The sequence below is a fragment of the Streptomyces spiralis genome, from assembly GCF_014654675.1.
GTDB lineage: Bacteria > Actinomycetota > Actinomycetes > Streptomycetales > Streptomycetaceae > Streptomyces > Streptomyces spiralis.
Map to the genome: position 1 here is coordinate 87,792 of NZ_BNBC01000030.1, position 19,634 is coordinate 107,425.

The following is a 19,634-nucleotide window of genomic DNA, read 5'->3' on the forward strand; positions in this document are numbered from 1 at the left end:
AGCGCCGCATTCCCGGCGACCGCGAGAGGCACCGAACGCGAAACCGTGCCTCCGCTTTCGACGGTGTGATCGACATGCTTCTGTACCCACCGGACAGCGTTGCCGAGGGCCGACCCGGGCGGACGCCCTCGAACCAGGTATACGAGCTTGCCGCGGGGATCACCGACCGCTACCGGGCCGGCCCTGGGCACCCGCCGCCGTGCGCATCGCCGCTCAGCACCTCACCGAGTCGATCCTGCCGTCCACCCCGGGCGGCGGCAGGGAGCCGCCGTCGGCCCCGCCGGCACCGCGAAGATCGCCCGCACCCCCCATTGGCACACCACCCTCCCTCGCTCGAGCGCATCCTCGTCGACGGGCGCGACGCGATCGTGTTCGGCGAGATCCGTCAGGCCGTCCGCTCCACCGGACGCGCCTGTCGTGCGCGGTTCGTGTTGCACCTCACCGTCGAAGACGGCCTTGTCACCCGGCATTCCCGCCATCACGGCGGAAGGCCTGGGCTGCTGTTCAGGGCACGGCTGGGCCAGTGAGCTAACGGCCCTTGTCGTCGTAGGGTGCCAGGCCGGCACAGGCGGCCAAGTGTCCCGGCCCGACGAGGGCGCCACGCAGCGTCGAAACGTCCGGTCCAGGCCGCGCCGCGCCCGGCCGCCGTGAGGTGTCGGCGGCGCTCACGAATCGAGTACGGCGGCGACGGCCTCGATCTCGACGAGCTGGTCCTTGTAGCCGAGCACAGTGACGCCCATCAAGGTGCTGGGCACGTCGTGGTCAGCGAACGAGTCTCGGACCACCTCCCAGGCAGTCACCAAGTCCTCCCGCCGGGTCGATGCCACGAGAACCCTTGTGCTGATGACGTCCTGGAGCGACGCGCCGGCGGCAGCGAGAGCAGCCTGCATGTTCTCAACAGATTTCGCCGCCTGGCCGGCGTAGTCTCCGATCGCTGCCGTGGAACCGTCGTCGTTCAGCGGACACGCTCCGGCGAGGAAGATCAGACGGGACTCGGCGGGCGCTGTGGCCGCGTAGGCGTACTCGGCGACGTCGGACAGGGAAGTGCAGCGGATCAGAGTGACGGCACGAGCCACGGTCGGCGGGTCCTTTCCCCATGGGTGTTGAGTGTGGACATCCTGCCAACGGCGCGTGGTCGCCGCCTTCCCTTTTCTGGCCGCCGCACGGCACCGCCGTGATTTCTCCGCCTCTGACGTCGCAGAAGCACACGGCCGTCAGTATCACCGCCGGGCAGCCCCGGTGTGGGAGACTGGTGTGCCCTTACGAGGTCTCGCCGGCACGGCATCACGGAGTCCGCGGCGGCGGGCGACGCTCGGCTGGTGCAGCCGGACGCGGCCTGGGAACCGGGCACACTGCCCTCTCCATTCCCTCGGATAGTGCTGGGACTCGGCAGCCCCAGTAGTGAGGTCTTTCGTGTTCCGGCGGCCACACATCGGGGCAGACGTGCCCGCTGCGTTGCGGATCGTCTTCATGCTCGGCGCCCCCCGTTTCGGTGACTGCGGTCGGCCTGTGGGAACTGCACCGACTATGCGTCCGCTACGGCCTCGCCGTCCGGGACGTGCTCATGCGGTAGGCCTGGCCGCCCCGCCGCACTTCGACGGATGCCGACCGAGGCTGGTGATCGGTCAGGGACGGGGGTAGACGCCGCACGATGTCACCGGCTTGCCGTTCGCGTCGTCAAGGCAGACCCCGACGTACGAGCCGCCGCCGACAACATCTGCGGGAAGTGTGGCGGGCACCGAAGTCACCGTGTCGCAGTGCGTGCTGCTGCTTCTGGCACCGAGCGAGTTGGCATAGCCGTCGAACACGCTGTACCACGCTCTGCGGCAGCCGACGGACTTCATCGTCCCTGTGAAGTCCACCGACCGGTTGTACCAGGTCAGGGTGCCCGAGATGTAACTGCCGGCGCTGTCGGACACGTAGACCCGGCTGGTGGGGTAGGCGGCGGCCGTGGCCGGAGTCACCGCGACGGCCGGCGCAGTCAGTGCCGACATTGCGAGGCCCGCTACGGTGACGAGGCTGAGAACAGATCGGCGCAACACGACGTAGGTCTCCCTTGGCGCGAGTTTGCCGGAGGACGCCACAAGGCTGCCCACAGCCGTTGCCGTCAATCTTGCCCGGATACAAGAACGGCCACCGGCTGATCTTCGAGGTGTCGAAGCTCGAAGGAGATCAGCACGATGACCGCACCCGACAGTCTGCCCCTGGACGCCCTCGCGGAGGAGAACCTCGCGTCGGCGAGTCCCGATCTGCTGCGCGCGATGGTCAAGACGTTCGCCGACGCACTCATGTCTGGGGAGGCCGATGCCCTCTGCAACGCGAACACGGCCGGGTCAGCGACGAGAGAGTCAACCAGAGCAACGGCTACCGCCCGCGCGAGCGGGACACGCGGGCAGGCACCGCCGAACTGGCCATCCCCAAGCACAGGTCCGGCAGTTGCTTCCGAACGCCCTGCTGCACTACGGCAATCACGGCGCCCTGGCCGGACCGCACAAGGTGCATGCCGACACGTCGGTGCTTTCCCTGCACCTGCATCACCTTCACGACGGCCAGGGCTTCGGCAGCCGGTGCCACCGCCGCTATCAACGCCGGTGTCGCCGTCGAGGTCAGTTGCCGACGGGGTACCGACTGGTGATCGCGACACGGTTGAAGGCGTTCATCACGGTGGCCAGCCAGGCGACTGCCGAGATCTGGTCTGCGGTGAGTACGGCCGCGGCGGCGTTGAAGTCCTCGTCGCTGACGTGTCCGTCCGGCACGCGTGTGATCGCCTCGGTCAGGCGGAGGGCGGCACGATCGGTCTCGGAGAAGTAGCCGGTCTCCGCCCATGCGGGCAGCACGGCGATGCGGTCGGGGTTTTCGCCCTTCTTGAGGGCGTCGCGGGTGTGCATGCGCAGGCAGAACGAGCAGCCGTTGATCTGTGAGGTGCGGATCCTCAGCAGCTCGACCAGGAGTGGGTCGAGGCCCGCTGCGGCGGTGGCCTGTTCCACCTCCGACGACAGGGCGATGAGGGTCTTGTAGGCGGCCGGGTGCTGCTTGCCGATGTTGACGCGCTGGATGTCGGTCATGGTTCCTTTGATTCCGTTCGCTATGACTTGGGGTCGTCGACCTTGAGCTTGTCTCCGGTGTTGGAGACGAAGACGACCAGGAGCTTGGCCGGCTTGGTGCTGCTGACGTTCTCGGTGAGGACGTGGTGGGCGCCCGGCTGCTCGACCCAGTTCTCGCCCTGGTGGTAGGTGGTCACGGGCTTGTCGTCGAGCTTGCTGCGCACGGTGCCTTCGAGGACGTAGGCGTAGACGAACGCCTTGCCGTGCCGGTGCGGCAGCGCGCTCGCGTTGGGCGGGAAGTCGACGATCGCTGAGGTGAACGTCTTGCCCTTCACGTTCGGAAGGGCCTGCTGGAGCAGCGGCTTGAGGGTTTCGGTGGGGCGTGACGATGCCATGGCCGCAGGCGATGCCGTGGCTGCGGTCGTCCCCTTGGCGTGGGTGGTCTGGTCCGAGGTCGAGCAGGCCGTGGCCGCGGTCAGTGTGGCGACGGCCAGCAAGCCACCGGCGATTCGCATTCCGATCATGATCGGCCTCCTTTCAGTCTTCCGTAATGCGGATGATCGTCTTGCCCGGGGTGCGGTTCCCGGGGCCGAACGCGGCGGGTGCGTCGGCGAGCGACCGCACAGCACCGACGACCGGCTTGAGCCGTCCGTCCCTCAGCCGTGTGGCGAGATCGGTGAGCTGCGCGCGGTCGGGTTCGACGACGAAGAACACCGCCCGCCCGTCCTTGGGCTGGACCTTGGGCGGCATGACGATGGAGACGAGCGTGCCGCCGGCACGGACCAGCGCGGCCGAGCGGTCGAGGATCTCGCCGCCGATCACGTCGAACACGACGTCGACCTCGCCGGCGTCCTCCAGCTTCTCGGTCTCCAGATCGATGAAGGTGTCGACGCCGAGTGCGAGCGCCCTGTCCCGGCCGGAGGCCCGGCCGGTGCCGATGACGCGGGCGCCGGCCTCGTGGGCGAGCTGTACCGCGATCGAGCCGACGCCGCCCGCGGCACCATGGATCAGGACGGTCTGGCCTGTGGTCAGGCGCCCGTGGTCGAACAGGCCCTGCCAGGCGGTCAGCCCGGAGATCGGCAGCGCGGCGGCGACAGTGTGGTCGACGTCCGCCGGCAGCGGCGCGAGGTTGCGGGCCTCGACCGCGGTGTATTCGGCGAGACTGCCGTCACGGGCCCAGTCGGCCAGGCCGAACACCCGCTGTCCGACGCTCAGGCCGGTGGTGCCGTACCCGAGCTCCACGACGACACCCGACAGCTCGTGTCCGGGCACGCTCGGCGTCCGGTCGCGGCCGGCGCGATCGGTCCAGGTGGCGGGCCAGTCCAGCTCGCCAGGGGTGAAGCCGGCCGCGTGCACCCGCACGATGACGTCGTTCTCGGCCGCATGGGGGTAGGGCATGTCCGTCAGGGACATCCCGGCGAGACCGGCGTTACGGTCCCGCACAGTGATGGCTTGCATACAGGTCCTTACTGGAGAGGGGCGACCCGAGTGCCCTGCACTCGCGTGCAGGGCACGCAGTGGCTGCAGGTGGATGTATGCCGCTCCGCATGATCGATCTCACCTGGTCGCGCATTCCTTCGTCGCCCGTTGTGCGTTCTCATCAGGCAGACGAGGTAGCCCCTACATGTGTGACAGCTCAGACGCCCACGAGTTTGTCGGGATTGATGACCCTGCGGTACGCGGCGATCAGACCGTCGGTGATCTGGACCGTGTCGACGGAGTAGACCCGGCCTTCCCGGTGGAACACGAGGGCGAGCTCGCCACCGACCTCGGCGAAGTCGATGCGGTCCGGGTGCCACTGGCGCCCCGTACGCACCATGACTTCGGCGACGCGCTCGCCGCCGTGGATGAGCTTGCGTGCCGCGAAGACCTTGCCGCCGCCGTCGGTGACGTAGACGGCGTCCGGATGCAAGAGCCTGACCAGGCCGGCCAGGTCCCCGGCCTCGTATGCGGCGCGGAAGACCGTGAGGACGCGTTCGCGCTCCGCTTTCGACGACTGCGGCGTGGACTGCTTCGCTTTGCCCACGCGCCGTCGTGCCCGCGAGGCGAGCTGCCGGGCACTCGGCACGGAGACGTCCAGCACTTCGGCGATCCGGCCGAACTCAAGACCGAAGACATCGTGCAGGACGAAGGCCACTCGCTCCGGCGGGGACAGCTCTTCCATGATCAGGAGCATCGCCGAACTGACGGACTCGTCGACGAGTACCGGCTGCGACGCGTCCGGCCCGGTCAGCAGCGGCTCGGGCAACCACGGCCCGACATAGTTCTCCCGGCGGACACGGGCACTCTTGAGGATGTCGTACGACCGTCGCGCGGCCACCGTCACCAGCCAGGCCCGCAGGTCACCTACGTCCTGCAGATCTGCTCCGGCCGCCCGCAGCCATACGTCCTGGGTCACATCCTCGGCGTCGGCCACGCTTCCCAAAAGCCGGTAGGCCGCACCGAAAACAGCGGGCCGGTGCCGCTCCCATTCGACTCCGAGTCGGTCCACCTGCTCACACCGTCCGTGCCCGTGCCCGTCACCCATACAGATCACAACCGACACTCGCGTCAGGTTCTCGAACGGTGGTGGCTTGCATGATGGATCCCTCTGGGCGCCGAGTATGTCCGCGCCATTGTGTGCGAAACGGTCGCCTTCCCGTGACGGTCGCCTTCCCGTGGGATGAGCAGCCCAGCACCCCGAACCCCACTCGCTGCGGCGCGCTCAGCAGCGTATCCGTTCGCTGTGTGGCCCGTTTTCCCAGCGCGTGCGCATCGGATCGCCGCCGGGACCATGCGTGCGTGATCGTCCGGCGTGGAGGGCCGCGCCCAAGGACAGCGCCCCGACGAAGCCGACGTACAGGTAGCCCGTGGTCTCGAGTCCCCATGAGGGCGCTGCGAGCCCGGCCGCGAGGGCCGGAAGGCTCAACGCCGCATAGCTGATCACGTAGACGGCCGAGAAGACCTCCGACCGTGACTTCGCGGGGGTGACCGCGCTGATGGCGCGGAGGCTGCCGTTGAAGGTCAGGCCGACGCCCAGCCCTGCGACGACCGATCCGCCCACGTATATGGCCGGCGACGCGACAGCGATGGCCACCGCCAGTCCGGACGCACCCAGAGTCAGCAGAACTGCCCCCAGCCGGGTGGCGAGCCGTGCCGTATGCCGAACGGACCACGACCCGCCCACGCTGTTGGCCAGAAACAGCGCCGCGATGCTGATCCCGCCCGCGGCGCCGGACCGCACCTGCAGGACATTGCTCACCAAGGACGGAGTGAGCGCGAGGAACAGACCTGTGACGGACCACCCCGCGACCAGGGCGGGAACGGAGGCGAAGAACTCCGGCCGGGCTTCCCGGGGAACCCGCACCGTGGGTCGCAACGACGCCGGTCCAACCGCTCGCGGGGCGCGCGTCTCAGGGATCGTGAGGATGACCGCGGCCAGAACGATGAAGGTCAGCGTAAGGACAGGAAAGACATAGGCATCCGGACGTGAAGTCGACTGAACCAGCAGCCCCACCACTCCGGCGCCCGTGGCCATGCCGAAACTCGTGCCCACCACTGTCATCGTAGGCCCCAGATGTGGACGTCGCTCGGGTGAGAGCTCGACCAGTGCGGCGGCAAGACCGCCCGTGGCCGTCCCCGTGGCGATGCCCTGTACAACCCTGGCGATCATTAGGGAGACGACACCGTCGGCCGTCCAGAAGATCGCCGTGCTGGCCGCCGCCATCAACATGGCGGCGACCAGCACCGGCCGGCGACCCAGGTGGTCGCTCAGCGAACCGACCGTCAGCAGGGCGCCGAGCAGACCCACGACATACACCGCGAAGATCACCGTCAGCATCGTGACCGACAGGCCCCAACGTTCCTGGTACAGCGGGTAGATCGGCGACGGTGCGCTCGCCGTGGCCATCATCACCACAGTGACGCAGACCAGCACGGCGAAGGCCGCACCTCGCCCGAGACGACGCCCGTCGCGAGGGCGACTCACGCGTTTCATCACGTCGTCTTCCACGCCGTCCTGATCAGCTCGGCCAGGGAGCGCCGAGCATGCGCTCGACCGTGGTTACGCGACGGAAGCCGGGAACGAAGTGCTCCAGCACATCCGAATTCACGGTTCCGTTGGTGGTCTCCGGGCGGTGCCTGAGTCCGTCGACGTAGGCCTGCAGAAACTCGTTCTTGAAGTCGCCCCGCGGATGCGCGGCGATGATCTCGTCCACCTGCTCGCGATCCAGCTCGTCCAGACCCACGCCAAGCACGTCGGTCAGAACACCGAAATTCGTGATGGCGATCTCCGGGCCCATCCGGTGGGGAATGCCCGGGGTCGTGTGCAGCGCGATCGCCGTCCACACCACATCGGCAGCCGTGGCCGGGAATCCGTGATCGAGCATGAACTTACGTGCGTGGTCGGCTCCGTCGACCTCGAAGCGCTGCTCCGCGTCGGAAAAAGGCGTCATGAGGCCGGTGTCGTGAAACATGGCGGACAGATAGAGAAGCTCGGGGTCGGGCTCCAGGCCGAGCCTGCGAGCATGAATGACGCCGAAGACGAAAACGCGACGGGAGTGATGGTAGATGAGGGGGCTGGTCATCTTCTGCATAAGGCGGGTGGCTTCGGCGACCGCCGCCGTTTCGGGAATCTCCACCCCCGCGATGATCTCGCTCATGACCCCTGCTCCTTCCGATATCGGTGTGCTACGAATGGACGGTGCGTCCGTCCCCCACACTGCCGACTACCCAGCCTCCGGCGCCGCCTCGGTCCGGTCATGAGTCACTCGAATCCGGACAGGCGGCCGGCGGAGGTGTGGCCTCCGCCACGCATCAGGTCGCGATCCTCGTCTATGACGGGGTCAAACTGCTGGACGTCGCCGGCCCCGCCGAGGCATTCGCGGAAGCGAACCGGCTCGGTGCCGACTACAAGATCCTTCTGGTGTCACCGACCGGCGCCGACGTCACCTCCTCCGTCGGGATCCGGATCGCGGTCGACACCGCCGCCACGGAGCCTGCTCCCGACACGTTCCTGGTGGCCGGCGCAGACCTCTACCCGCGCACACCTGTACCCCGTGATCTGTTCGAGGCCGCGCGAACGCTGGCGGGCGGGGCCGACCGGGTCGCGTCCATCTGCACCGGAGCATTCATCCTCGGCGCCGCCGGCCTCCTGGACGGCAAGCGTGCGACCACACACTGGAAGGTCGCGCACGAGCTCGCCGCCCGCTGCCCGGCGAGCCGCGTCGAACCCGACGCGATCTACGTCCGTGACGGCACCACCTACACCTCGGCGGGCGTGACCGCCGGCATCGACCTGGCCTTGGCACTCATCGAGGAGGATCACGGCCCTGACCTGACTCGCGACGTCGCTCGCGCCCTGGTGGTCTATTTGCAGCGCTCGGGCGGCCAGTCACAGTTCTCCGCCCCATTGCAAGGACCGCCGCCCCGATCTCCGTCCCTCCGTAGAATCACCGACTTGATCACGGCGAATCCCGGCGGAAACCACTCACTCGGCGAACTCGCCAAGCACCTCAATGTGAGCCCTCGGCATCTCACGCGACTCTTTCACAACGAGCTCTCCACCACGCCGGCCCGGTATGTGGAGATGATCCGGTTCGACATGGCAAAAGCTCTGCTCGACCAAGGGCATACCGCAACGCAGACCGCATCCCTTGCCGGATTTCCGAATTACGAGAGCATGCGGCGCGTCTTCGCGCGAGAAATGTCGATCAGTCCCGCCGCCTATCAGCGCCGGTTCAGCACAGCGCGCCGCGCGAACGAGGGGCAGCAGTAAGGCAAAGTTCAGCGTTCAACTGTGCCGCGCTGCCCTACGACCGCCGGCCGACAGAGCTTCCCCGCCGGCCGCTGCCGTGCCGGCCGCGACCGAAAGCACGAGCTCCCTTCGTACGGACCCCGTGGGGGACGCAGCTCGCGGCCGGGTTCCGAGCCGTCCGAGCGGATCGTGCCCGGGGCGTGGCACCCGTCCCAGGGCCCATCGGTGTGTGGTTCACCGAAGGAGCCAAGGTGACGGGGGACCGGGGACCAGGGCGACCGTGCCAGGCGGATCCGCCCCGGACGGCTGGACCATCGACCCCACCGCCACGGTGACCTTCCCCTGGTGGGGCAGGCCGCACCGTCGCCATGCGCCCACACCGCGGCCTGCTCGCCGTCCCCGCACACACCGGGGGCCGCCCGGTCCGCGCCCGGACGACCCCTCGGCAGTGTCGCCACGCCCCCTTGCCGGACCGCCCGTCAGGCCATGGGCAGGGAAGCGCGCCGCGGGAAACCGCTGAGCAGGTCCACCTCCAACGGTTCGTCGGTCCGGTCGTCGATCAGCGTGACCCGGACCGCCGGGTTGCCGGTGGTGTCCCTTGTCTCGCGCGGGTCCACCGCGAAGATCACAGTGACCGGGCGCGCCGCGCCGCCCGGGTCGTGGACCCCAGCGAACTGCAGGAAGCGCCAGCCGTCGGCCTCCCAGTGGTCGATCAGCCCGGAGCGGACGACGGGTGCGGCGGCCACCCACGCCAGTGAACGCTCCAGCAGTTCGACGGAGGCTGCCACGGGCACTTCGTCGTTCCGGCCACGGACGAGCGGGTGCCCGAGGACCTTCAGTCGTGTCCTGCGCAGCGGAACAAGCCACAGGTCGTCGAGGTCGCTGGAGATCACGACCAGGACGGCCGTGGAGACGGCAAGGAACGCGACCGACTCCACCGGATTGCGGACGGCCTCGGTCCACCAGACCGTCCGGGCGCCGGCGGCCGCGGCGCCGCCCACCACGACCAGGCCCGCGCGGACGAAGGCCCGCCAGGTGATCGGGCCGTTGTTCCGGGCGGTGCATCCGCAGGACGACTCCGGGGCGGTCACCCGGGCGTACCCGAGGTAGGCGAGGAAGCCGACGCCCAGGACGGTCGCCGCCACCCCGGGGACCACGGTCGTCGGCACGGCCAACAGGCCTGCGGCGACCGCCAGTTCCACGGCGCCGGTGGCCCGCAGCACGAGCGTGGCACGGCGGCCGTCGTTCAGGACGCGGACCAGCACGGTGCCGGCCGCCTGGCCCGCGACCTGTCGGCCGAACGCCTTGCTTGCCCCGGTGCCGGCGAGCAGGACACCGAGCAGCAGCGTCGCGAGGTTCATGGCGAGCGATGCCATCACATACCCCCTGCCTCAGTGCCCGACGCTGATGCGGGCGATGTCCACACTGTCGTCCGCCGGCCGCCAGGCACCGAGCACCTGGGCGTGGTGCCCGATCCGCAGTTGCGAGAGGTCGGAGGTGAGGGCGCCGCCACGGAAGGACGCGGTGGTCCTCTTCTCCACGATGTTGCCGACCAGGGCATGGCTGTCGTGGCTCAGGTGCAGCCGGGAGCGCTCGATGCCGCGGACGGTGACATAGAGATTGACGATGTTCACCCAGACGGCGTCGGCGGCTACGCTGCCGTCCGGCATTTCGACGCCCCGTGCGTACAGTCCGTCGCCGACCTCGATGGCCTCGGCGGTGACCGTTTCCAGTTTCCAGACGCTGGTGGCGTTGGTGAGCTGGATGAGCCTGTGCGTGCCGTCGGCCTCGACGACGTCGAGGACGCTGCCCTTGATCCGGCTGACGCGGCCGTCCACGAACGACGACTGGGACACCGCGGGGTCCAGGGAGGGCATCGGGGCGGCGAAGGCGGAGTCCGCGTCCAGGCCGCCGAGTGCGGAGGCGCCCACGATGGTGGCCCCGCCGAGCGCGGCGCTGGTCAGGAGACGGCGGCGGTTGACGCCGTTGCGTGCGGTCATGGCGGTTCCTCCTCACTCGTAGATGTAGACGGGAAGCAGACCGGAGCTGAGGCTGCCGATGGCCGAGTAGGCCGCAGGGGTCAGGTCGACGACCCGGTGGGTCCGGCACACGCCGTTGCAGCAGGTCTTCTCGCTGCACCAAAGCTGGGTGTTGGGCCCGCAGTCGGCGAGCGTGACGCAGACGGTGGCGCCGGAGCACTGGTGCTTGATGTTCATGACCGAGCCGCAGCCGCGTCTGGGCATGTTCTCGCCGCATGCTGCCGGGTTGGTGACGTTCCAGCAGGCCGAGGACAGATTGGGCCAGGCGGCCATGTTTCTGCTGGACTGGCAGGTGCCACAGGCGCCGGTTCCGGCGCTGCCGCAGGGGCCCCAGGAGCCGCCGCAGCAGAACCAGGAGGCTTCGCCTGCCCATAGAGAGGTTGATCCGCAAGCCATTGCTGTGTCCCTTCGTCGGACGGGGAGTTCATCGCACCGTCAGAGGGCCGGAGATCGGCCAATATGACCAGTGCATGACAATTTGACGAGGAAATCACCGTGCGGGATCGTGCGTTGGCGCATGCCATGATGCTCGCTTCTACGCGCGTTGGCCAGGGGGTGTGTTCGGGTGAATGCGTCATGTGGGGCGGACGGGAGATCGAAGGCCGGACCCGGCCTCGTCTCCGAATGTGCTGCGGTGGCCGGCGTCGGCGGCCAGGCCGCGATTGATCAGGTCGGAGTCGTGGTGGCCGTCGAGCAGGACCGTGACCGCCCCGGCGTCCGGCAAGGCGGCCAGGGCGTCCTTGGCGTCGTACGCCAATGAGGTAGGCGAAGTTGGGTGAGCAGAATGAGGTCGGCTCGGTCTGCCCGAAGCCGTTGCGGTGGAAGGCGCTGAACAGGGCCGCGGCACATCACACCTGACGCTCGCGGACGGATCTTGCGAACGGCTGCTGCGCGGGGCATCCGGTTCGAAGGCCCGGTCCGGTCCTTCGAGGGTCGGACCGCGCAGGACACAGGAGCCGCGCCTCTTATGGAGGCCGCACACATACCTTGCGTACGGCCGCGCTTCTACTCTGTCCGCTTCCGCAGGCAGGCCATCTTCACCATGGACAGGGGATTCGACATGGAGTTCAGCCACAACGGCCAAAGCCGAGCGCGACTATGGCACTTACTGCTCGTCCTCTTGCTGGCAGTTGCTCTCGAGCTCTCCACGACCGCAGGGACCGCCTCTGCGGCGTCGTTGCCCGTGTACCTCACCCAAGAGGCGAGCTACGGGACAGACGTCGTCACCAATGGTTGGGAGCGAGTGGAGCGTTACCGCGACACCACCTCGGGATTCCACGCCGAGGGCTTCCCCGCGGACGGCCGTGGCGACCAGGACGGGAAGCGCGTCACGTACTTCGGTGGCATCTCCCGGCCGTCGTCGGACCGCTTTCTGCTCTACTCGGCACCCGGCTGGGACAGCGGCTCTCGACCCACCCCGGTCCTTCTCGTCCACGGTGCGAACGACACCGCCGACCGAGCGTGGGCCAATCCTGGCGAGGCGGGCGGCTATGGCTGCGGCGCCGCAACCTGTCCGTCCATGGGACTGATGCAGTACCTGGTCACGCGCGGCTACCGTGTCTTCGCCGTCGGCTTCGCGCACAAGCAGGGTGACAACCTCATGCAGGCGCAGATCGTCGGTGACGCGATCTCCGTCATCAAGGCGAAGCTCGGCGTCAGCACCGTCGACCTGGTCGGTTGGAGCAAGGGTGAGATGTCTGCGCGGGCGTACGTGTCCTCGGTGAAACCCAGTTGGGGGCGCTCGTACGCCGGTGATGTGCGCAAGTTGGTGACCGTCGGCGGCCCCAACGGTGGCTACGACTACCCCTACGCGCACGGCTGGGCGCACGACTTCTCGATCTGGCCCGAGTGCGGCGGCAAGGTCAATGCCCCCTCCCCGCACTCGCACATGACGTGCTACGGGCAGTACACAGCGCACCCGGAGTTCTCCATGACTCCCTCCGGCGGCTACGACAACTACCCGGGACAGCGCCAAATGCTGTCCCGTTGGGACGGGGTGTACGGTGTCGACGGCAGCGCGCAGGACTGGTACACGACGTACTACGGCGGGCAGGGCTTCTACACCGCCGGCAGTGGCATCCAAGCCGCGATCGACGCGGGCTCGCTCATCAAGCCGTTGCACGACGCTGGAGTTCCGGCCTCGGTGACCACCTACCTCCTGGCCGGTGGATCACCGGATGTCCTCGGCATCTTCAACGAGAACCGGGGCCCCAGCGACGGCGTCGTCTTCGTCGCCAGCGCCCTCGACACCACCGGCATCCCCACCGTCGGAGGCCAGGCCACCATCACGGGCGCCAACCATCTCGAACTGGGCTGGAACTCCGCGGCCGATGCCCAGATCGCCGCTTGGCTGTCCTGATAACGACCCCTACCGCGTGACTGGACACTGGGCGCCCGCCCCTTTACAGAGCCACATGTGACGAGACGAGACAGAGAACACATGCCTGAGCACAGAATCCGCACCCGCCGTGTGCCTACGGAGCGGCTGGCCGTGCAGATCACAGACGTCCGAGACAAGGGGGAACCAGTCGTCTTCCTGCACGGCAACGTCTCCTCCTCCGCCTTCTGGCACACCACGCTCACCCGACTTCCGGACCGTTATCGCCCCGTCGCGCCGGATCTGAGGGGCTTCGGAGGCACCGACCCGCTGCCGATCGACGCCACACGCGGCCTGCGCGACCATGTCGACGACGTCGCGGCCCTGCTGCGCGCTCTCGGCATCGAGCGTGCCCATCTGGTGGGGTGGTCCATGGGCGGTGGCGTGGCCATGCAGTACCTGCGTGACCACCCGGCCGCAGTGCGGTCCATGACGCTGATCAACCCGGTCTCCCCGTACGGATACGGCGGCACCCACGGGGTGGAAGGAACCCTCAACTCTCCGGATGGTGCGGGTTCGGGCGGGGGCACGGCCAATCGTGAGTTCGTGGCCAGGATTGCCGAAGGCGATCGCAGCGAGGACTCTGCGGTCTCACCGCGCAGTGTCCTGGCGAACTGCTACGGCAAGGCGCCGTGGCGGCCCGAGCACGAGGTCGCGTACGTCGAGGCGATGCTCACCACGCGGACCGGCGATGACCATTACCCAGGCGACAGCGTGCTCTCGTCTGCATGGCCCGGCGTCGCGCCCGGCAAGCGAGGGGTCCTCAACTCCATGTCCCCGGTGCACTTCCGCGTCGACGATGTGCATCTGGTCGAGCCGAAACCGCCGGTGCTGTGGTTCCGGGGCGAGGACGACGTCATCGTCTCGGACACCTCGATGTTCGACCTGGCACACCTGGGTGCCATCGGCGCGGTTCCGGACTGGGACGGAACCCCGGCCCAGCCGATGGTGGCGCAGACCAGACATGTCCTGAACCGTTATGCGGAGGAGGGCGGTTCGGTACGCGAGGTCGCCGTCCCCGGGGCCGGGCACGCGGTTCACTTGGAGCGTCCCGACGAGTTCATCGCGGAGCTCCTGGACGTCATGACGGTGTGAAAACGGTGCGGCTGGTGACGACCGGAGCCTCGGCCGTCACCAGCCGCCGTCAGCGCACGGCGTAGCCTGCGGCCCAATGGGGGCTCGGTCACGGCACGCGATCGCGGGTCGGCAGCCAACTCACATAGCCGAGGCGGACCGGCTCCGTGTGCCCGCGCTCCTCGCCGCGCGGTTGCCGAGATCGTCGGCACTGTCCAGGAGGGCGCGGACGTGGGGGAGGAGCGCCGCACCGGCCGGTGTGAGGGAGAGGAGCGGCGGTCCCGGTCGAACAGGCGCACCCGGAGGTCGCGCTCCAGCGCGTTGACTTGGATGCGATCCGGCTCGTAGTGAACGGCGGCCACCTTGGACAAGCCGACAACGCCGTGCTTGCCGGCCACATACGTCGGGGCGCCGGGGATCGCCTCCAGGCCGCCATTGGAGGCGACGTTGACGTTCGCCCGCCGCCGTGCTGCTTCATCCCGCGCTGACCTGCAAGTGGCGTGTCAATGCAACTGACGACCCGGCTGGCACATCGTGACCCGGCGCTCCTCTGGCAGACATTGATCGCCAAGGCCAGAGTCAGACGAAGATCACCAAGTGGGACGCTTTTGATACCCCGTCAGGAGTCGGAGTTCGGCCGTCGTCGTGACTGCCGAGCTGTACGAGCAGGACATGAAACCGCTGCAGGTGGCACGGTGCCTGCGGGTGAGCCGGAAGTCGGCATATTCCTTGGCGGCGTGGGCCGTCTTCTACCCGTTCTTCGGGCCGTTCGTCTCCCTGACAGCGATTGTGCTACCGGTTCTCGTCTTCGGCCAGGGCCCCATCGGCTACGGCCTCATGTGGCGCGGACGCGGATTGAAGGACCTCACGTTCGACTGGTCGTGGAGACGGCTCGCCGCCCAGGGGGCCTGGCTGCCGGCTGTGCTCCTGAGCGCGCTGGCTGCGCTCGGCACCCGGCTGATCCCGAGCCTGGGGCAGGCATCGACGTGGGCGTGTGCCCTGTTCAGCGCAGCGACGGCAGTGAGCTGGCTCACCGCTTCCGGCGTCACGGCCGCACCCGGGCGGGAAGGGGCCGAACGGCGGAAGGTCGCGGCCCCGGAGCGGCTCATGCTGCTGAGTGCCGCGGGCGGAGCCGTCGGCATGGGCGCGGCGGCTTGGATCATCCGGCTCGTCGTGCTGCCGGTCACCGAAGGCGATGTGACACCTGGGCCTCGCTGGCGCTCGGTGACGTGGGTGCTTGCCTGGCTGGACGGGCAGATCGGCACCAGTTTGTTCGGTCCCTCTTTCGAGCGGTCCTACTGGCCGCTGTTGCCCGCCGGGGCCGGTTTTGTCTGCGGACTCGTCACCATGGCCGCGCGACAGGCCGCGGAACGCGTAGGTGCCGCGCGCAATCCCTTCGCCGACGCGACGGGCGGGGCCGGTGGGAGGATCTTCCTCAGTTACTCGCGCAGAGACACCGACTTCGCCCGGACCCTCACCACTGCACTCCAGGGCCGGGTGCGAGAGGTGTGGGTCGACTGGCAGGCGATCAAGCCCTCCGCGAAATGGCGCCAGTCCATAGCCGATGGCATTCGCGCATCGGACGCACTGGTGGTGCTGCTCAGCCGGAACGCCCTGAGCTCTCCGTACTGTTGGGACGAGTGCCGACAGGCCATCGAGCAGCGTAAACGCATCCTCCCGATTGTCATCGACCCGGCGCTGGCGTCAGGCACCGGCGCGGCCCTGCGCGAAGCCGGCTGGGGGGAACTGACCGCTTTCCAACGTCTGGACATGTCCCGGTCCGACCGCAGCGGGCCGGGCGTGGAGCAGATCGCCGCCTTCGCCGCCCAGGAGCACCGGTGGGTGGCCGGCCATACCCGGTTGGGGCTGCAGGCCCACGAATGGCGGGAGAGCGGCCGCAGCGACGACTTCCTCCTCCGGGAGGACGAGCTGTGGGCGGCAGAGTGGTTACGTGACAACGTACCTGCCTCGCCCGCCTTCATGGCCGGACTCACGGACGAGCAGCACGAGTTCGTGGACACCAGTCGCTTGACCCTTCGACGCCGGAGAAGCCGTTTCCTCGCCGGCGCCATCGCGGTCCTGGTCACGATCACAAGCCTGTTCTCGCTCGTGGTGTCCGCCCAGTCCGGAGCAGAAGCGGACCGGCGCCAGTCCCTGTCCCGTCAGCTCGCCACCGCTTCCCGAAGCGGGGCGGGTGGCCGCCTGGACACCTCGTCGCTGCTCGCGGCGGCAGCCTACGACGAAGCCGACACGGCCGAGGCGCGCAGCGCGATGGTGGACCGGCTGACGCTGTTCAACCACGCGGTCAGGCTCCTGTCCGGCCCCAGCACGGCGGCCTCCGGCACGGACGGCCCGGGTCAGCCGACGTTCAGCGCGGACGGCTCGACTCTTGCGGTGGCACGCGCGGACGGCACCACTCAGATATGGGATGTCAAGAGGTGGACGCTGCGCGGCACCCTCCGGGGCCGGTTGCCCGGGCGGCGAGGTCTCACCGCAGACGGCCGTATGGTCGCGTTGCTGGACGGCACACACGTCACCGTGACCGACACCGGCACCATGCACACTGTCGCATCCTTCGGCGTCGGGGAGAACGGTACGCCGTTCGGCTGGAGCGGTGGGCTGAGCCCCGACGGGCGGATACTCGTCGTGTCGACCTCACTTCAGAGGGCGCTGACGTGGAGCGTCCCGGAACGGCGGCTCATTGCCCGAAGTGACGCGTCCTGCGAGTACAGCGACCTGAGCCCCTCGGGCAGATGGCTGTGGTGCCAGTCCGGCGCGGAGGGTCTGCTCCGCGACGTCCTCACCGGCTCCTCGGCGAAGAGCCTCCACATCGATCTGAAGGACAATGGCGTCGCCAGACTCCTGGGATGGACAGTGTCCGACGAGGCTGTGATCGACACCGGCGACAACCAGGCGGAGGTGCTGCCCGCGGTCGGCAGGGGAAGACCGTGGACCCCCGAGCGGGGCATGAGTGTCCAGTACGTCTCCGACGACGGCCGCCGCGCTCTGTTGTCGGACCCCAGCGAGAAGCGGTTCGACGTGTGGGACCTGTTGCACCGCAGGAAGCTGGGGGACGTCAGCCCCGACCGGCTCAAGGAGATCACCGGGCCGGAGAGTGACGAGCAGGTCGTTGCGCTGGTGAACCTGCCCGTCACCTACGGCATGCGACTCGGCACCGGCGGGGGACGGAACACCGAGGTCTGGGACGTCTCCGACACCCGACCGCCGCACCCGCAGGTCGTCTTCAGCCCGGACGGCCACACGGCGGCCTCCGTCACCCGAACAGGCGTGATCGCCTGGGACCGGGGCCCCACCGGCCGCCTCGTCTCCGAACTCCCCATCAGGGAACGGGATGCCGCAGCCCCCCACTGGTCCGCCGTCAGCCCGGACGGCTCCGTGATCACGGGGGTCAGCGGACACGAGGTGCAGTTCTTCGACACTTCCACCGGACGGCTCCGCGAGACCATCCGGCTCAAGGGCTCCGGCAACGGGATCGCCTACAGCGGGAACGGCACTCGCCTCGCGGTGAGCGAGACGGTCCCCCTGCCCACTCCCAGGAGCGGGGAACGGGTCCTGACCACGATCGTCGAGGTGTTCGCCCTGCCCACGCGGACCAGGGTCGCCCAGATCGAGAGCTACAGTCCCAACACTCCGCCCCAGGAGACGACCGGCCTAGCGCTCTCCCCCGACGGCCAGCGACTCTACCTGGCGATCAACCAGGATGGCCTCATCACCGTATGGGATGTCGGCCGTGATCTTTTCATTCGGAGTTATCGCCTGGGCTATGTGAGAGCGATGGCGCTGAGCCCTGATGGCCGCTGGCTGGCAGCGGTGGACAGCCAGAACGTGCTGAGCGAGTGGAACACCACCACCGGCCGATCGGTCCTGTCCTACCAGGGCGCCGCCCATACTGTGGCGTTCAGCCGGGACGGTCGCACACTCGCGGCCGCCTCCACGTCCCGTCAGTCCCTGTTGCTCTTCGAGGCCGAAACCGGTCACAAGCTCGGAGCGGACATCGACACCGGGTCCACCATCCGTGCCGTACGGCTCTCGAACGCCGACGGAGCGGCGGTCATCACCCTGGATTCCGGCTCCGATGGAGGTGCTGTCGTGCTGTGGGACCTCGTCCACCGGGCCAGTACAGGGCCGGTGCCGATGCGTACAAGGACCGGAACCGTTGCCGAGGTGACCGCTGACGGGAGGCGAGCGGTGTGGTTGGCTCCCGGAGCCGTCGTGTCGGTGGTGGTCGACCCACGGACGTGGCGGGACACTCTGTGCTCCGTCGCGGGGCGTCCGCTCCTGCGCCAGGAATGGCGAAGCGCGGTCACCGACCAGCACTACACCCGCGCATGTTGATCGATGACGGCTCTCGGAGAAGTTCGGGGAGTAAGCCCGGGGAAGTACCAGGACAGGCGGGCCCGGCACGATCCGTCGTGGTCGCCGAACTCGTCGGCCGCAACTGTCACGCCGGCGTCAGTCGGCGGTCCATCTGGCCATCCATGCCTCGTTCTGGGCGGAGATCACCAATTCGCAGCGCTCGACGAAGTCGTCGTCGTCCCGCGTGTCGCCGGGCGCCGTCAGAGCTTCCCGGCGGGCCAGCATGTCTTCCAGTTCGGCTGCGGTCCGTGAGAACTCCAGTTCCTGGTAGACGTAGCGGGCCGCGGCGGCATGCGCGGTGACGGTCGCCGTGACGGTGGTGACGGTCGCCACCCACACAGCGGCGCCGTTCGTGCCGAAGACGGACGCTGCTGCGCCGAGGACGGCTGCAAGGCCGGCCAGTCCCATTTCGCAGCGCCGCACGACGGCACAACGACGACTCATCAAGACGGCACGCGGCCGGTAGTATCCGTTGACCTGTCCGACGAGGCGTACCGCCACGTAGGAGTCCACGTCCACGACGTCCGGCACCGAACGCTGCTTCGGGGTGAGTCCTCTAATCCGGTATGCAAGGTCACCCGCGTCGGCCACCACACGACCGGCCCGGTCCAGCAGTCGGGAGGCGGCGTCCTGCCCGCGATAGCCACCGACTCCTGCCAGACAAATGAAGACCTCGCTCTTGAGTGCCTCGCTCACCGAACGCAACCGAGTCCAGTCCCGCAGTGCGGGCATACCCGAGCGGCCGACAGCCAGGGGCACGAGCCCGGCGCAGACGGCGGCGATCAGGACTAGCGCCCGGCCCAGGGCCGACTGCCAGCCCATGACCTGCGCCCCGAGGGTGGAGAGTGAGGCGGCTGCGATACCCAAGACCAGCCCGACGGCACGCGCTATGCCCAGTTGCTGCTTCACGGCGTCGGCGGCCTGGGACCACGCGCTCTGCAAGTCCCAGACACGGCGAACGGCCAGATCGATTGATTCCCCCATGCGGA

Annotated in this window: 18 protein-coding genes and 3 pseudogenes; 6 read left to right on the plus strand and 15 right to left on the minus strand. The window is 68.5% G+C overall.

Annotated features, from left to right (window positions below; translation table 11 throughout):
* Window positions 1-158: 158 nt before the first annotated feature.
* The gene (locus IE318_RS46580; RefSeq protein WP_373311290.1) at window positions 159-527 is read left to right on the plus strand and encodes a nuclear transport factor 2 family protein; all 369 of its coding nucleotides are present in this window, start codon (window positions 159-161) and stop codon (window positions 525-527) included.
* A 138-nt stretch (window positions 528-665) separates the two neighbouring features.
* Here the strand turns inward: IE318_RS46580 and IE318_RS27615 are convergent, their stop codons facing one another.
* Both IE318_RS27615 and IE318_RS27620 read right to left on the minus strand, forming a co-directional pair.
* Window positions 666-1,076, minus strand: a complete 411-nt coding sequence (locus IE318_RS27615) for a RidA family protein (RefSeq protein WP_189904630.1) — start codon at window positions 1,074-1,076, stop codon at window positions 666-668.
* A gap of 549 nt (window positions 1,077-1,625) precedes the next feature.
* Window positions 1,626-2,096 (minus strand): hypothetical protein, encoded by a 471-nt coding sequence (locus IE318_RS27620; protein ID WP_229903779.1) that lies wholly within the window; start codon window positions 2,094-2,096, stop codon window positions 1,626-1,628.
* Window positions 2,097-2,180: 84 nt separating this feature from the next.
* Here IE318_RS27620 and IE318_RS46870 point away from each other — a divergent pair.
* Window positions 2,181-2,443, plus strand: a pseudogene (locus IE318_RS46870) (transposase); the annotation flags it as partial.
* A gap of 163 nt (window positions 2,444-2,606) precedes the next feature.
* Here the strand turns inward: IE318_RS46870 and IE318_RS27630 are convergent.
* From IE318_RS27630 to IE318_RS27655, 6 genes are all read right to left on the minus strand, one after another.
* Window positions 2,607-3,065 (minus strand): carboxymuconolactone decarboxylase family protein, encoded by a 459-nt coding sequence (locus tag IE318_RS27630; RefSeq protein ID WP_189904634.1) that lies wholly within the window; start codon window positions 3,063-3,065, stop codon window positions 2,607-2,609.
* A gap of 20 nt (window positions 3,066-3,085) precedes the next feature.
* Entirely contained in the window at window positions 3,086-3,568 is a 483-nt protein-coding gene (locus IE318_RS27635) for a cupin domain-containing protein (RefSeq protein ID WP_189904636.1), read from the minus strand.
* Between the two features lie 13 nt (window positions 3,569-3,581).
* Window positions 3,582-4,502, minus strand: a complete 921-nt coding sequence (locus IE318_RS27640) for an NADP-dependent oxidoreductase (RefSeq protein ID WP_189904638.1) — start codon at window positions 4,500-4,502, stop codon at window positions 3,582-3,584.
* A gap of 178 nt (window positions 4,503-4,680) precedes the next feature.
* Entirely contained in the window at window positions 4,681-5,571 is an 891-nt protein-coding gene (gene sigJ / locus IE318_RS27645) for an RNA polymerase sigma factor SigJ (RefSeq protein ID WP_189904640.1), read from the minus strand.
* Window positions 5,572-5,748: 177 nt separating this feature from the next.
* The gene (locus IE318_RS27650; protein WP_189904642.1) at window positions 5,749-7,035 is read right to left on the minus strand and encodes an MFS transporter; all 1,287 of its coding nucleotides are present in this window, start codon (window positions 7,033-7,035) and stop codon (window positions 5,749-5,751) included.
* A 10-nt stretch (window positions 7,036-7,045) separates the two neighbouring features.
* Window positions 7,046-7,684, minus strand: coding sequence for an HD domain-containing protein (locus tag IE318_RS27655; RefSeq protein ID WP_189904644.1), 639 nt, complete (start codon window positions 7,682-7,684; stop codon window positions 7,046-7,048).
* Between the two features lie 137 nt (window positions 7,685-7,821).
* Between IE318_RS27655 and IE318_RS27660 the strand changes: the two genes are divergently transcribed.
* Window positions 7,822-8,799: a GlxA family transcriptional regulator gene (locus tag IE318_RS27660; RefSeq protein ID WP_229903780.1), complete on the plus strand. Its 978-nt coding sequence runs from the start codon at window positions 7,822-7,824 to the stop codon at window positions 8,797-8,799.
* Window positions 8,800-9,257: 458 nt separating this feature from the next.
* Here the strand turns inward: IE318_RS27660 and IE318_RS27665 are convergent, their stop codons facing one another.
* The 4 genes from IE318_RS27665 to IE318_RS27680 form a co-directional block, all read right to left on the minus strand.
* A complete protein-coding gene (locus IE318_RS27665) occupies window positions 9,258-10,154 on the minus strand; it encodes a MauE/DoxX family redox-associated membrane protein (protein ID WP_189904646.1) in 897 nt (298 codons plus the stop codon).
* 15 nt (window positions 10,155-10,169) lie between these two features.
* Complete coding sequence (locus IE318_RS27670) at window positions 10,170-10,778, minus strand: cell wall protein (RefSeq protein WP_189904648.1); 609 nt, start codon at window positions 10,776-10,778, stop codon at window positions 10,170-10,172.
* 12 nt (window positions 10,779-10,790) lie between these two features.
* A complete protein-coding gene (locus tag IE318_RS27675) occupies window positions 10,791-11,090 on the minus strand; it encodes an RlpA-like double-psi beta-barrel domain-containing protein (protein ID WP_229903781.1) in 300 nt (99 codons plus the stop codon).
* A gap of 301 nt (window positions 11,091-11,391) precedes the next feature.
* Complete coding sequence (locus IE318_RS27680; RefSeq protein WP_229903782.1) at window positions 11,392-11,574, minus strand: hypothetical protein; 183 nt, start codon at window positions 11,572-11,574, stop codon at window positions 11,392-11,394.
* Between the two features lie 486 nt (window positions 11,575-12,060).
* On the opposite strand from IE318_RS27680, the gene IE318_RS27685 reads away from it, so the two are divergent.
* Together IE318_RS27685 and IE318_RS27690 are read left to right on the plus strand one after the other, a co-directional pair.
* Window positions 12,061-13,176, plus strand: coding sequence for an alpha/beta hydrolase family protein (locus tag IE318_RS27685; protein ID WP_229903783.1), 1,116 nt, complete (start codon window positions 12,061-12,063; stop codon window positions 13,174-13,176).
* Between the two features lie 81 nt (window positions 13,177-13,257).
* Complete coding sequence (locus IE318_RS27690) at window positions 13,258-14,289, plus strand: alpha/beta fold hydrolase (RefSeq protein ID WP_189904651.1); 1,032 nt, start codon at window positions 13,258-13,260, stop codon at window positions 14,287-14,289.
* A gap of 109 nt (window positions 14,290-14,398) precedes the next feature.
* Here IE318_RS27690 and IE318_RS45235 read toward each other — a convergent pair.
* Together IE318_RS45235 and IE318_RS45240 are read right to left on the minus strand one after the other, a co-directional pair.
* Window positions 14,399-14,597: pseudogene (locus IE318_RS45235) on the minus strand (LysR family transcriptional regulator); the annotation flags it as partial.
* Window positions 14,583-14,726: pseudogene (locus IE318_RS45240) on the minus strand (SDR family NAD(P)-dependent oxidoreductase); the annotation flags it as partial. The pseudogenes IE318_RS45240 and IE318_RS45235, both read right to left, overlap by 15 nt.
* A 187-nt stretch (window positions 14,727-14,913) precedes the next feature.
* Between IE318_RS45240 and IE318_RS27700 the strand changes: the two are divergent.
* Window positions 14,914-18,624 (plus strand): toll/interleukin-1 receptor domain-containing protein, encoded by a 3,711-nt coding sequence (locus IE318_RS27700; RefSeq protein ID WP_189904653.1) that lies wholly within the window; start codon window positions 14,914-14,916, stop codon window positions 18,622-18,624.
* 117 nt (window positions 18,625-18,741) lie between these two features.
* On the opposite strand, the gene IE318_RS27705 is transcribed toward IE318_RS27700, so the two are convergent.
* Window positions 18,742-19,629, minus strand: a complete 888-nt coding sequence (locus IE318_RS27705; RefSeq protein WP_189904655.1) for a DUF4231 domain-containing protein — start codon at window positions 19,627-19,629, stop codon at window positions 18,742-18,744.
* Between the last annotated feature and the right edge of the window lie 5 nt (window positions 19,630-19,634).